This window comes from Pseudomonas multiresinivorans (assembly GCF_012971725.1).
GTDB lineage: Bacteria > Pseudomonadota > Gammaproteobacteria > Pseudomonadales > Pseudomonadaceae > Pseudomonas > Pseudomonas multiresinivorans.
In genome coordinates, this window is the sequence record NZ_CP048833.1 from 4,420,128 (window position 1) to 4,432,470 (window position 12,343).

13 protein-coding genes are annotated in these 12,343 nt (G+C 63.0%); 2 read left to right on the forward strand and 11 right to left on the reverse strand.

The annotated features are described in order from the left end of the window. Positions 1-36: 36 nt before the first annotated feature. The 4 genes from G4G71_RS20015 to G4G71_RS20030 form a co-directional block, all read right to left on the reverse strand. Entirely contained in the window at positions 37-672 is a 636-nt protein-coding gene (locus tag G4G71_RS20015; protein WP_169939697.1) for a response regulator, read from the reverse strand. A 153-nt stretch (positions 673-825) separates the two neighbouring features. Further along, positions 826-1,638: an OmpA family protein gene (locus tag G4G71_RS20020; RefSeq protein WP_169939698.1), complete on the reverse strand. Its 813-nt coding sequence runs from the start codon at positions 1,636-1,638 to the stop codon at positions 826-828. After that, positions 1,635-1,979: a DUF4398 domain-containing protein gene (locus G4G71_RS20025; protein WP_054909726.1), complete on the reverse strand. Its 345-nt coding sequence runs from the start codon at positions 1,977-1,979 to the stop codon at positions 1,635-1,637. The genes G4G71_RS20020 and G4G71_RS20025 overlap by 4 nt, the downstream gene beginning before the upstream one ends. A 28-nt stretch (positions 1,980-2,007) precedes the next feature. Further along, on the reverse strand, positions 2,008-2,835 hold the full coding sequence (locus tag G4G71_RS20030; RefSeq protein WP_169939699.1) for a substrate-binding periplasmic protein: 828 nt from the start codon (positions 2,833-2,835) through the stop codon (positions 2,008-2,010). A 97-nt stretch (positions 2,836-2,932) separates the two neighbouring features. Here G4G71_RS20030 and G4G71_RS20035 point away from each other — a divergent pair, with 97 nt between their 5' ends. Further along, a complete protein-coding gene (locus G4G71_RS20035; protein WP_169939700.1) occupies positions 2,933-3,883 on the forward strand; it encodes an alpha/beta fold hydrolase in 951 nt (316 codons plus the stop codon). 55 nt (positions 3,884-3,938) lie between these two features. On the opposite strand, the gene fabV is transcribed toward G4G71_RS20035, so the two are convergent. From fabV to G4G71_RS20050, 3 genes are all read right to left on the reverse strand, one after another. Further along, on the reverse strand, positions 3,939-5,135 hold the full coding sequence (gene fabV, locus G4G71_RS20040; protein ID WP_169939701.1) for an enoyl-ACP reductase FabV: 1,197 nt from the start codon (positions 5,133-5,135) through the stop codon (positions 3,939-3,941). 214 nt (positions 5,136-5,349) lie between these two features. After that, the gene (locus tag G4G71_RS20045) at positions 5,350-6,279 is read right to left on the reverse strand and encodes an electron transfer flavoprotein subunit alpha/FixB family protein (RefSeq protein ID WP_169939702.1); all 930 of its coding nucleotides are present in this window, start codon (positions 6,277-6,279) and stop codon (positions 5,350-5,352) included. Then, positions 6,279-7,028, reverse strand: coding sequence for an electron transfer flavoprotein subunit beta/FixA family protein (locus G4G71_RS20050; protein WP_026078867.1), 750 nt, complete (start codon positions 7,026-7,028; stop codon positions 6,279-6,281). Before G4G71_RS20050 ends, G4G71_RS20045 begins: the two co-directional genes overlap by 1 nt. Positions 7,029-7,371: 343 nt before the next feature. Here G4G71_RS20050 and G4G71_RS20055 point away from each other — a divergent pair, with 343 nt between their 5' ends. Beyond that, positions 7,372-9,027: an electron transfer flavoprotein-ubiquinone oxidoreductase gene (locus G4G71_RS20055; protein ID WP_240964819.1), complete on the forward strand. Its 1,656-nt coding sequence runs from the start codon at positions 7,372-7,374 to the stop codon at positions 9,025-9,027. Positions 9,028-9,134: 107 nt separating this feature from the next. Here G4G71_RS20055 and G4G71_RS20060 read toward each other — a convergent pair whose 3' ends face one another. The 4 genes from G4G71_RS20060 to G4G71_RS20075 form a co-directional block, all read right to left on the reverse strand. Beyond that, positions 9,135-9,713: a DUF1285 domain-containing protein gene (locus G4G71_RS20060; RefSeq protein WP_169939704.1), complete on the reverse strand. Its 579-nt coding sequence runs from the start codon at positions 9,711-9,713 to the stop codon at positions 9,135-9,137. Then, complete coding sequence (locus G4G71_RS20065; RefSeq protein WP_169939705.1) at positions 9,710-10,321, reverse strand: DUF4823 domain-containing protein; 612 nt, start codon at positions 10,319-10,321, stop codon at positions 9,710-9,712. Before G4G71_RS20065 ends, G4G71_RS20060 begins: the two co-directional genes overlap by 4 nt. A gap of 64 nt (positions 10,322-10,385) precedes the next feature. Next, the gene (locus G4G71_RS20070) at positions 10,386-11,279 is read right to left on the reverse strand and encodes a radical SAM protein (protein WP_169939706.1); all 894 of its coding nucleotides are present in this window, start codon (positions 11,277-11,279) and stop codon (positions 10,386-10,388) included. 26 nt (positions 11,280-11,305) lie between these two features. Further along, the gene (locus G4G71_RS20075) at positions 11,306-12,274 is read right to left on the reverse strand and encodes a GTP 3',8-cyclase MoaA (RefSeq protein ID WP_169939707.1); all 969 of its coding nucleotides are present in this window, start codon (positions 12,272-12,274) and stop codon (positions 11,306-11,308) included. Positions 12,275-12,343: the final 69 nt, after the last annotated feature.

The following is a 12,343-nucleotide window of genomic DNA, read 5'->3' on the forward strand; positions in this document are numbered from 1 at the left end:
TCAGCATTCCGTCCGATACAGTTGCGCCCTCTGCGCTCAGATCTCCCCGAGCCAGTCCAGCAACCCTGCCACCACCAGTTGCGCATCGGTGGTCAGGCCGAGCTTCTGCATGGCGTTGCGCTTGTGGGTACTGATGGTGGAGACGCTGCGATTGGTCCGTTCGGCGATCTCGCCCACCGTGGCGCCATGGGCCAGCCGGCGGATGATGTCGACTTCCGTAGGGCTCAGCGGTTTGCCGGTGTGGCGCGGCGGCCGCAGCATCGGGTCGATGTAGGTCTCGCCCTTGCGGATACGCGCGAAGGCTTCATCCAGCAAGTGCAGCGGATTGCGCTTGCAGACGTAACCCACGGCGCCGCATTTAACTGCCGCGGTGGCCAACAGCGGCGCACCCATCACCGAATAGACCAGTACAGGTACATCCGGATGATGGCGCTGCAGCCATTCGATCAGGTGCACGCCGTCACGCCCGCGGGCGCCGGGCAGCGCCAGCTCGACGATGGCGAGGTCGACCTCGGGATGGGCAGTGAGGACATCCAGCAGGCTGTCGGTGTCGCTGACGAAGGCTTTCACCTGCGCCAGTTCGCGCTCCAGCAGATAGCGCTCAAGGCCCCAACCGATCATCGGTTGCGGGTCCGCCACGATTACATTGAAAAGCTTCTTTTCCGATGACATCACATTCTCTCGTTTACAGCTCCCCTGAGGGGATTAGTCGCACCCGGCTATTTTCGCCAAGCTGCCACTCGAAAGATTTCGAGATGCCCCTGATGAAAAACCCCGGAGCCGAGGCTTCCGGGGTTTTCCTGTGACGGGATATTGCGAGTCGGATCAGCGCTCGGCGCCGAGCTGGCCCTTCTCGTCGGAGAAGACGATCTCCACCCGGCGGTTCTGCGCGCGCCCCAGCGACGAGGCGTTGTCCGAGATCGGATAGGCCTCGCCATAGCCTTGTACCTGGACTCGCTTCTGGTCCACGCCCAGGTCGGTCAGCGCATCCGCCACGGCCTGCGCACGATCCTTCGACAGCTGCAGATTCTGCTCGCGGTCGCCTTCGGCGTCGGTATAGCCCTCGATGCGGATGATCCGCCGCGGGTTGAGCTGGAGGAACTGCACCACCTTGAGCACAGTGCGGTTGGCCGCGGGCTTCAGGTCGGCTTCGCCGCTGTCGAACAGCACGTCCCCCAGGGTCAGCACCAGGCCGCGCTCGGTTTCGTTGGTCGCCAGGCTGACCATCTGCTGCTCCAGCCACTTGCTCTGCTCCTGCACGTTGAGCAGGCGCGCTTCGCGCATCGCCAGTTGCAGGCGTTCGCGTTCCATCTGCTGCTTGGCCAGGCGCTCCTGGTTCAACGCCAGGTTGCTGTGCTCGCGGGCGATCTCGCTGTAGCGCTGGCTGAGGTAGGAGTACTGCAGCACGTCGTCGCTGCTGCCCCAGTAGTTGGACAGGCGCTCGGCACGGGCCAGCGACTCGCCGGCACGGATCACGTCCTTGGGCGCACTGCGCAGCACGGCGGAGTCTTCCTTCACCGCCTGGAACTGCAGGCGCGCCTGTTCCAGGGACTTCTCGCTGAGCTGGCTGTTGGCGCAGCCGGCCAGCAGAACGGCACTCGACAGTGCGGCAAGACGCAACAGTTGCAGGGAAGTCATTGCACTTCTCCCAACTGTTTGCGCAGGCGGTTGATGCTCTTGCCCTGTTCGGCCAACTGCTCGGCGCTCTTGCGCGTCAGCTCCTTGGCCTCGGACAGGCGGGCATCGAGCTCGGCCTGTTCGGCCAGTTGCCGGGCCTTCTTGTTCGAGCCGACCGCCAGGGCACCCTTGGCGGCCTGGTACTTGTCCTCGGCGAGCTTGAGTTCGGCCACGTCATCGGTCGCACCCACGGCCTTGGCCTGTTCCAGCGCCTGTTCGGTCAGGCGCATCTGCTCGTTGGGTGCCGGGTCGTTCGTCGCACAGCCGGCCACTGCAAACAAAGCCAGGCCGGCGACCATCATCCGTCGATTGATCACGAAATCTATTGTCCTACTCGGTGGGAGTGCTGGCAGGCTGCAGTTGCTGGGCCTTCCAGCGGGCCAGATTGTCCTGCAGCAGGCGCTGCGGGACTCCGGCGGCCGTCAATTCTGTCATTTTTTTCGCCAGTTGTCCGCGCAGCCACGGGTCGTTGCAAGCCGAGTTGTGCGCGACGGTCAGGTACAGACCTTCGCTGGAGATCGGCGGTTCCAGCGGCTGCAGGTCATCGGCCATGCCGAGGGTATCGGCGACCGCGAGGCCGGGATAGTGCTCGTAGATCACATAATCCGAGCGTTTGAGCAGCAGCTTCTGGAACGCCTGGGTCAGGCTGGGTACTTCCTCCAGCGTCAATTGCTCCTTGGCGAAAGTGTCGAAATCCGGGCCGAAGCTGTTGTTCACCAGGGTTCCGCCCTTCAGCCCCTTCAGATCGTCACGGCCGCTGTAGGCCGCGACGGCATCCTTGCGCATCCAGACGACGTTGTCGGTGGTGAGAAAAGCCGGATGGATATAATCCATGGTCTCCAGGCGCTCCGGCGTGAGGAATGCGCCGGCGATCAGGTCGACGCGACCCAGTCGCGCCTCCTCCTGTGCACGAGCCCAGGAACCGGTATAGATCACCCGGATATTCACCCCGACCGCCTTGCCGATCTGCTCCAGAAGGTCGGCGTTGGCGCCGATCAGGCGTTCCGGTTGCGCCGGGTCGCGCCACAGATAAGGCGGGTACTCCGGGTTACCCGTGGCCACCAGGCGCTCGCACTTGCCAGCCGCGGCACCGGCCAGGGGCATGGAGAAAGTCACCAGCAACAGCACCGCACGGATCATCGTGAAGCAATCGGGCATCGGTAGTCTCGCTCGCCAGAAGAAAGAACGGCCCTGCTTAGAGCCGCAAAATGCTAGCGTAAAGCACACCGACCTGATTTGGTAATAAGGACTTCTCATGAAGAAAGCCCTTCTGGCCCTGCTCCTGGCGATAGCCGTTGCCGCCGGCGTGCTCTACGCCTTCCCCTCCACCCTGCTGGCAACCGCGCAGTACGTCGAAAGCGCTCGCGCACGGCTGTCAGCCAACAGCCTGCAGGTCGACAACCTGGACATCGCCTATTACGAGGGCGGCCCAGAGAAGGCCCAGACCATCCTGCTGATCCACGGCTTCGGCGCCGACAAGAGCAACTGGCCGCGCTTCGCCCGCTTCCTCACCCAGGATTACCACGTCATCGCCGTCGACCTGCCAGGCTTCGGCGACAGCAGCAAACCGCAGAACATCAGCTACGACGTCGGCACCCAGGCGGAGCGCCTGGCCGACTTCATGCGCGAGCAGGGCATCGGCCGATTCCACGTGGTGGGAAACTCCATGGGCGGGCACATCGCCGCGCTGCTGGCCGCGCGACATCCGCAGGAGGTGTTGTCGGTCGGCCTGTTCGACAACGCAGGAATCATGGCGCCGCACCAGAGCGAACTGTTCGAGCGCCTGCTCAAGGGCGGCGACAATCCGCTGGTGTTGCGCAGGGTGGAAGATTTCCCCGCCCTGCTCGACTTCGTCTTCGTGCAGAAGCCACCGCTGCCGTCGCGCCTGCGGGACTACCTGGCAGAACGCTCGCTGGAGCGCAGCGAGTTCAACGGCATGGTCTTCCAGCAGTTGCGTGAACGCTATATCCCACTGGAACCGGAGCTGCCGAAGATCACCGCGCCAACCCTGCTGCTGTGGGGCGATCGCGACCGCGTACTGGACGTTTCCAGCATCGAGGTGATGAAACTGCTGCTGAAGAAACCCAGTGTCGCCATCCTGCGCGATTGTGGCCACGTGCCGATGATCGAGCGCCCCGAGGAAACCGCTCGCCTTTACCTGGACTTCCTCAAGCAGAGCCACGGGCCGGTCACCGCGGCGAACTGATCGCCGGCGACAAACAAAAACGGCGCCCTCGGGCGCCGTTTCTGCTGGTGCGAACTCAGAGCTGGATCAGATTCGGAATCTGCACGTCCGGATTGACGTCCTGCTCGTAGTCCACGCCGGCGATCTCGAAGCCGAAGAGACGCAGGAACTCGGACTTGTAGCCGGTGAAGTCGGTCAGTTGGTACAGGTTCTCGTTGGTCACCTTGTTCCACAGATCCTTCACGGTGTCCTGCACGTCCGGCTGCAGTTCCTTGTAGTCGGCGCGCAGGCGGCCGTCGGCGTCCAGGTGCGGCTCGGCGCCGTACAGGCTCTCGCGGAACAGGCCGTCGACCTGCTCGATGCAGCCTTCGTGGGTGCCCTTCTCCTTCATCACCTTGAACAGCAGCGACAGGTACAGCGGCATCATCGGGATGGCCGAGCTGGCCTGGGTGACCACGGCTTTCAGCACGGAAACACGGGCGTCGCCGCCGGTGACGGCCAGCTTCTCGCGAATGCCCAGGACTTTCTGGTCCAGATCCTTCTTGGCGGCGCCGATGGAGCCGTTCCAGTACAGATCATGGGTGATCTCTTCGCCCAGGTAGGTGAAGGCGGTGGTCTTGGCGCCGTCGGCCAGCACACCGGCTTCCTGCAGCGCGTCGATCCACATCTGCCAGTCTTCACCACCCATCACGGCCACGGTGTTGGCGATCTCGGCCTCGGTGGCCGGCTCCATCACGCTTTCCTTGATCACTTCCTTGTCGGTGTCCAGACCACGGAAGTTGACGCTCTTGCCGACCGGCTTGAGCACGGAGTTGAAGACCTCGCCGGTCTTGGGATGGGTACGGCGCGGCGCGGCCAGGCTGTAGACCACCAGGTCGACCTTGCCCAGGTCCTGCTTGATGGTTTCGATGGTGACTTTCTTCACTTCATCGGAGAAGGCGTCGCCGTTGATACTGCGCGCATACAGGCCCTTGGCCTTGGCGAACTTCTCGAAGGCAGCCGAGTTGTACCAGCCGGCGGTGCCCGCCTTGGTCTCGCTGCCGGGGCGCTCGAAGAACACGCCCAGGGTGTCGGCGCCGGCGCCAAAGGCGGCGCTGATGCGCGCGGCCAGGCCGTAGCCGGTGGAGGAACCGATGACCAGGACCTTCTTCGGACCGTTGGCGATGGCACCGTGCGCCTCGACGTACTCGATCTGTTCCTTGACGTTGGCTTCACAGCCGGTCGGGTGGGTAGTGACGCAGATGAAGCCACGCACGCGCGGTTTGATGATCATGAAAACCTCGGTAGCCAGGTGTCGATTGAACACATTCAGGAACTGGAGACGTCGCGCATTGTAGATGAGACACCTTCGCCCGTGGACTTCTGCGCAAAGATTCGTGACCAATGGGTCATCAGTGCAGCGAAACGACCATTTCCCGAGGAAAATCAGGGACCTGAAATGAAAGAACCCGCCACGGGGGCGGGTTCCTTCACTGAGCGAAAAAGGCTTAGACGGCCTTTTCCAGCTCCGGTACGGCTTCGAACAGGTCGGCGACCAGGCCGTAGTCGGCGACCTGGAAGATCGGCGCCTCTTCGTCCTTGTTGATCGCAACGATCACTTTCGAATCCTTCATGCCCGCCAGGTGCTGGATGGCGCCGGAGATACCAACGGCCACGTACAGCTGCGGAGCAACGATCTTGCCGGTCTGGCCGACCTGCATGTCGTTCGGCACGAAGCCGGCGTCGACCGCGGCGCGGGAAGCACCGACGGCAGCGCCCAGCTTGTCGGCCAGGGAGTAAAGGATGCTGAAGTTGTCGCCATTGCCCATGCCGCGGCCGCCGGATACGACGATCTTGGCAGCGGTCAGTTCCGGACGGTCGGACTTGGCCAGCTCTTCGCCAACGAAGGCGGACTTGCCGGCATCGGCCGGGCCGGAAACAGCTTCAACAGCGGCGGAACCACCTTCGGCAGCAACGGCGTCGAAGCCGGTGCCGCGCACGGTGATCACTTTCACTGCAGCCGAGGACTGCACGGTAGCGATGGCGTTACCGGCATAGATCGGGCGCTTGAAGGTGTCGGCGCTGACGACTTCGATGATCTCGGAGATCTGGTCGACGTCCAGCAGGGCGGCAACGCGCGGCAGGAAGTTCTTGCCGTTGGTGGTGGCCGGAGCCAGCACGTGGCTGTAACCCTTGCCAAGCTCAGCGATCAGCGGAGCAACGTTCTCCGGCAGCTGGTGAGCGTAGGCGGCATTGTCGGCGACCAGCACCTTGGAAACGCCTGCGATCTTGGCAGCGGCTTCAGCCACGCCACCGACGTTCTGGCCAGCGACCAGGACAGCGATGTCACCACCGATCTTCTGCGCGGCAGCGACAGTATTCAGAGTGGCAGCGCCCAGTGCGCCGTTGTTGTGCTCAGCGATTACCAGGATAGCCATCAGATTACTTTCGCCTCGTTCTTCAGTTTCTCGACCAGTTCAGCAACGGACTTGACCTTGATGCCAGCGCTACGGGCAGCCGGAGCTTCGACTTTCACGGTCTTCACGGTGGAAGCGGTGGAAACGCCCAGGGCGTCCGGGGTCACCACGTCCAGCGGCTTCTTCTTCGCTTTCATGATGTTGGGCAGCGACGCGTAGCGCGGCTCGTTCAGGCGCAGGTCGGTGGTGACGATTGCCGGCAGGTTCAGGGCAACGGTCTGCAGGCCGCCGTCGATTTCACGGGTGACGTTGACCTTGTCACCAGCGACTTCGACCTTGGAGGCGAAGGTGCCTTGCGCGTAGCCGGTCAGCGCGGCCAGCATCTGGCCGGTCTGGTTGTTGTCGCTGTCGATGGCCTGCTTGCCGAGGATGACCAGCTGCGGCTGCTCTTTGTCGACCAGGGCTTTCAGCGACTTGGCGATGGCCAGGGAGCTCAGTTCTTCGTTGGTTTCAACGAGGATGGCGCGATCAGCACCCAGAGCCAGCGCGGTACGCAGTTGCTCCTGGGCAGCGGTCGGGCCGACGGAGACCGCAACGATCTCGGTGACGACGCCTTTCTCTTTAAGGCGTACGGCCTCTTCCACGGCGATTTCGCAGAAGGGGTTCATGGACATCTTGACGTTGGCGAGATCGACGCCGGAGTTGTCCGCCTTGACGCGGACCTTGACGTTATAGTCAACCACTCGTTTGACAGCTACAAGAACCTTCATGGATTCCTCGTTTTTCTCCGGTGAATAGGAATGTCGCCAGACAGGCCTGGCCGGTAGTGCACGCCATCTGCGACTACATCCAGCGCAACGCGACCGCAAAACCGCAGGTATCTTGACCGCATCGACCGGGCGGGTCAATACACGAAAATACCCCTTTATAAGCCGCGGACCCCGATTCTATCAGGGTTACGCGCGATTCAAACAAACGTTTGTATTGCCCTCGATAAAGGGTTTAGATATAGCAACAGGTCTAGCTATAATGCGCCCCGCTCTTACTGGGTGGGGGCACGCCCATCCCAATACCTACAAAATGCCCAGAGCCTTGATTCAGGAGAGATCGATAGTGGAACGCGAATTTATGGAATTCGACGTCGTCATCGTCGGCGCCGGCCCTGCCGGTCTGTCCGCCGCTTGCCGACTGAAACAGAAGGCCGCCGACGCCGGTCAGGAAATCAGCGTCTGTGTGGTCGAGAAGGGTTCCGAAGTGGGCGCCCACATCCTCTCGGGCGCCGTGTTCGAGCCCCGCGCGCTGAACGAGCTGTTCCCCAACTGGAAGGAACTCGAAGCGCCGCTGAACACCCCCGTCAAGCGCGACGACATCTATGTGCTGAAGAGCCCGGAAGCGGCGGCCAAGGTGCCGAACTTCTTCGTGCCCAAGACCATGCACAACGAAGGCAACTACATCATCTCCCTGGGCAACCTGTGCCGCTGGCTGGCCCAGCAGGCCGAAGGCCTGGGCGTCGAGATCTACCCGGGCTTCGCCGCCCAGGAAGCGCTGATCGACGAGAATGGCGTGGTGCGCGGCATTGTCACCGGTGACCTGGGCGTCGACCGCGAAGGCAATCCGAAAGAGGGTTACTACACCCCGGGCATGGAACTGCGCGCCAAGTACACCCTGTTCGCCGAAGGCTGCCGTGGCCACATCGGCAAACAGCTGATCAAGAAGTACAAGCTCGACAGCGAAGCCGACGCCCAGCACTACGGTATCGGCATCAAGGAAATCTGGGACATCGACCCGGCCAAGCACGAGCAGGGCCTGGTGGTGCACACCGCTGGCTGGCCGCTGAACGACGACAACCCGGGCGGCTCCTTCCTCTATCACCTGGAGAACAACCAGGTAGTAGTGGGCCTGATCATCGACCTGTCCTACACCAACCCGCACCTGTCGCCGTTCGACGAGTTCCAGCGCTACAAGCACCACCCGGTGATCAAGCAGTACCTGGAAGGCGGCAAGCGCGTGGCCTACGGCGCTCGCGCCATCTGCAAGGGCGGCCTGAACTCGCTGCCGAAGATGGTCTTCCCGGGCGGCGCACTGATCGGCTGCGACCTGGGCACCCTGAACTTCGCCAAGATCAAGGGCAGCCACACCGCAATGAAGTCCGGCATGCTGGCCGCCGACTCGGTTGCCGAAGCCCTGTTCGCCGGCCGCGAAGGCGGTGACGAGCTGACCAACTACGTCGATGCCTTCAAGGGCAGCTGGCTGTACGACGAGCTGTTCAGCAGCCGCAACTTCGGCCCGGCGATGCACAAGTTCGGCGCCATCGGTGGCGGTGCGTTCAACTTCATCGACCAGAACATCTTCGGCGGCAAGCTTCCGTTCACCCTGCACGATACGACCCCGGACTACGCGACCCTGAAGAAGGCCAGCGAAGCGCCGAAGATCGATTATCCGAAGCCGGACGGCAAACTCAGCTTCGACAAGCTGTCCTCGGTGTTCCTGTCCAACACCAACCACGAGGAAGACCAGCCGATCCACCTGAAGCTGACCGACCCGAGCATCCCGGTTGGCAAGAACCTGCCGCTCTACGACGAGCCTGCGCAGCGTTACTGCCCGGCGGGCGTGTACGAAGTGGTGAGCAACGACGACGGCAGCAAGCGCTTCCAGATCAACGCGCAGAACTGCGTACACTGCAAGACCTGCGACATCAAGGACCCGGCCCAGAACATCACCTGGGTGGCCCCGGAAGGCACCGGCGGTCCGAACTACCCCAACATGTAAGGCGTTGGCGGTATCGAAAAAGGCTCCCTCGGGAGCCTTTTTCTTTGCAAGCTAAGTACTTGTAGCGATGAAGAACGGGGACTACTGGCCGCATTCAGACCCACCGGTCACGGCTGCGGTGCAATAGGGAAGAACTCCCCGGAACTCCACACTCCCAGCCACTCGATACCGTCGATCTCGCGGGGAACCGCCAGCTCGACCAACTGGTAGAAGACGTTGCGGTGGATCAGCGCCTCCAGGTTCACCCGCACCAGTACATAGGGTGACGGCTCCTGGGTCTGCGGATCGAGCTCCACGCGGATCGGATGCGCGGCGTCGGCCACCACCTCATCCTCGACATTGGTGGTGAAGCGCAACACCTGCTGTTCGCCCTCCCCTTCGACGGCCAGGGTAATGGCGACGAATGGCGCGTCATCGACAGTGATCCCGCACTTCTCCACCGGAGTGATCAGGAAATAGTCGTCGCCATCGCGGCGGATGATGGTGGAGAACAGCCGCACCATCGGCTTGCGGCCGATCGGCGTGCCCAGGTAATACCAGGTGCCGTCGCGAGCGATGCGCATGTCGATATCGCCGCAGCAATCCGGGTTCCACAGATGCACCGGCGGCAGCCCCTTGTCCTTGCTGGCGGGAATCTGCGCCAGCAGGTTGCCGGCCCGGTCCGATTGAGTCTGTGGATCAGTCATTGGTACTCCTCTCGCGTCTTCACCCCCAGCAGGCTGCGGGCATAGTCTTCCAGCGGCCGCCCGATCAGGTCCTCGGGGCTGGTATCATAGAATGTCAGAAAACCGCCGCGACTGCGGATAGTCGCACTGTCTACCAGATAGCGGTTGTCGGTCTCGATCAGCATCACCTGGATCACGCTACGGTCGCGGCCCACCGCGTTGTCGGTGTCCTCATATTCCTCGTAGGTGCCGACATTGTCCTCCCCACGGGCAAAGCGGGTATACAACAGATAATTGGCACCCGCCGCGCGCGCTTCCTGCATCGCACCCTCCAGCCCCAGCGGGCTCTTCGCCCGACGCACCAGCGGGAAGTACTGCACGAAGCCTTTGAACGCCTCCTCCGCCACCACGTTGGGCCGTGCATAAGGATGGCCGGGCGGCACGAACGGGCCCTGGGCGATATAGATGAAGGAGTCCTGCTGCAGGCGCCAGTTCGAGGTGCGGCGGGTCTGGCTGTGATCGAGGAAGCCCGAATCACGCAGGTAGTAGTCGGTGCCATCGGCCAGGTCACTGGGATTCATGCAGCCGCCCAGGCTGGCGAAGGCAAGGATCAACATCAGGTAGCGCATGGGAAATCTCCGGAGCCGGCGACGAAAAACCGGCATTCGGACAAGCAATGCAGCTTCCGCGCCATCACAGGCCGCGCTGCCATTCCTGGCGCAGATGCGCACGCTGAGGCTGCTCGATGGCCTGGCGAACCTGGGCGAGCAGCTTCGCCTTGTCCGCCCCCAGCGTGCCCTTGAGTACCAGATAGTTGGAGGCGTGATCGCTGCGGAACACCGTGTCGCGCAGCTCCAGCACGCTTAGCAGGCGCTCGACTTCGACGAACAGCTCGGCCTGGGACAACGGCCGGAAATCGGGGAAGCCTGCGCGGTAGCGCTCCTCGCCGGTCGGGAAGCTCACCACCAGGGTGGAGAGAAACTCCGGCTGCGCTTCGTTCATCAGGCGCGCCGAGTTGTCGGCGTGCTGGGCGCTCAGGGTGCTGCCGCCCAGGCCGTTGAGGACCATTACCGAGCGCTTGATCCCCGCCTCGCCCAGCTTCTGCAATGCATCCAGCGTCGAGGCGTAGGTCTCGCCCTTGTTCACCCGCGCAAGCACCTCGTCGTCGCCGGACTCGGCACCTACGTATGCCATACGCAGGCCGGCGTCCGCCAATTCCTTCAGCTCCTCCACCGACTTTTTGCGCAGGTTGCGCGGCAGGCAGTAGCTGGAGACACGGTCCACCTCGGGCAGGTACTCGCGGATCGCTCGGAGGATATTGAGCAGGCGCCGCGTCGGCAACACCAGCGCATCGCCATCGGCGAGGAACACCCGCTGGACGATCAGGCGCTCGCCACAGCGGCGAATCTCCTCCAGCACCTCGGCCTCGTCGCGGGCGCGGAATTTCTTCTGCGGCTGGGTATACATCTCGCAGAAGCCGCACTGGTTCCAGGAACAGCCGTTGGTGACGGGAAGAATGAGCGAGTGTGCTTCGCTCGGCGGCCGGAACACCGGCTCGATGTAGGAAATGGGGAATTCGTTGGGCATGGGCTAATCAGGTCTTGAGGGCGATCTCAGCCGCCGATGATCTTCATGATGGTGGCGCCGCCGGAGAAGGCGACTTCCTGCTTGTCCGCCAGGGCACTCACCAGCAACCGCTGCAAGGCGGGAAGCGCCTGGTGGCGCGGTTTGTCCAGCAGGTCGCCGACGTAATGGCGGTTGCTCGACGACAGGCAGCCGTGCAGCCAGCCGGTGGAGGACAGTCGCAGACGCGAGCAGGTCCGACAGAACGGCACGCTTTCATTGGCGATCACACCGAAATAGCCCTGCCCCGGCACTTCATAACGAATGGCCGTGGCATCCACCGGCGCATCGGCCTGGATATAGGGATGACGCTCGCCGATCAGTTCCAGCAGCTCCTGCAAGCTGACGAACTGCTGGCGGAAGCCGTTCGGGTCGTGGGCCAGGTGGCCCATACGCATCAGCTCGATGAAGCGCAGCTCGAAGCCGTGCTCCAGGCAGTAGTCCAGCAGCGGCAGGACCTGGTCGAGGTTCTGTCCACGCAGCGGGACCATGTTGAGCTTGATCTTCAGGCCCGCAGCGCGGGCCTCGTCGAGCCCCTTGAGCACCGTGGCCAGGTCGCCGCCACGGGCAATGCGCCGGAAGGCATCGGCATCCAGAGTATCGAGGGAAACGTTGAGGCGGCGGATGCCGCAATCCAGCAGCAGCGGCAGTTTCTTCGACAGCAGTTGGCCGTTGGTGGTGATGGCGATGTCCTGCAGCCCGAGACGGCTGACGCCATGCAGGAAGGTATCAAGCTTCGGGCTGACCAACGGTTCGCCACCGGTGACGCGCAGACGCTCGATGCCAGCGGACTCGATCAGGTAGGCGACCCCGCGCACCAGGGATTCCGCCGACAGCTCGTCCTGCGCCGCGACCAGACGCTTGCCGTCCGGCACGCAATAAGTGCAGGCGTAGTTGCAGGCGGCGGTCAGGCTCACGCGAAGATTGCGGAAGCGCCTGCCCTGGCGGTCGACGATCATGCTCGGCTCCGGTGGCGATCACTCATGCAAGTATATCCCCACCGGCGCCGGGAGCCCTGTCGCAACCAC

Excerpts from the sequence above, each read along its gene's own strand:
- G4G71_RS20015 (WP_169939697.1), bottom strand. The coding sequence starts at position 672 with ATGTCATCGGAAAAGAAGCTTTTCAATGTAATCGTGGCGGACCCGCAA.
- G4G71_RS20020 (WP_169939698.1), bottom strand. The coding sequence starts at position 1,638 with ATGACTTCCCTGCAACTGTTGCGTCTTGCCGCACTGTCGAGTGCCGTT.
- G4G71_RS20025 (WP_054909726.1), bottom strand. The coding sequence starts at position 1,979 with ATGATGGTCGCCGGCCTGGCTTTGTTTGCAGTGGCCGGCTGTGCGACG.
- G4G71_RS20030 (WP_169939699.1), bottom strand. The coding sequence starts at position 2,835 with ATGCCCGATTGCTTCACGATGATCCGTGCGGTGCTGTTGCTGGTGACT.
- G4G71_RS20035 (WP_169939700.1), top strand. The coding sequence starts at position 2,933 with ATGAAGAAAGCCCTTCTGGCCCTGCTCCTGGCGATAGCCGTTGCCGCC.
- fabV (WP_169939701.1), bottom strand. The coding sequence starts at position 5,135 with ATGATCATCAAACCGCGCGTGCGTGGCTTCATCTGCGTCACTACCCAC.
- G4G71_RS20045 (WP_169939702.1), bottom strand. The coding sequence starts at position 6,279 with ATGGCTATCCTGGTAATCGCTGAGCACAACAACGGCGCACTGGGCGCT.
- G4G71_RS20050 (WP_026078867.1), bottom strand. The coding sequence starts at position 7,028 with ATGAAGGTTCTTGTAGCTGTCAAACGAGTGGTTGACTATAACGTCAAG.
- G4G71_RS20060 (WP_169939704.1), bottom strand. The coding sequence starts at position 9,713 with ATGACTGATCCACAGACTCAATCGGACCGGGCCGGCAACCTGCTGGCG.
- G4G71_RS20065 (WP_169939705.1), bottom strand. The coding sequence starts at position 10,321 with ATGCGCTACCTGATGTTGATCCTTGCCTTCGCCAGCCTGGGCGGCTGC.
- G4G71_RS20070 (WP_169939706.1), bottom strand. The coding sequence starts at position 11,279 with ATGCCCAACGAATTCCCCATTTCCTACATCGAGCCGGTGTTCCGGCCG.
- G4G71_RS20075 (WP_169939707.1), bottom strand. The coding sequence starts at position 12,274 with ATGATCGTCGACCGCCAGGGCAGGCGCTTCCGCAATCTTCGCGTGAGC.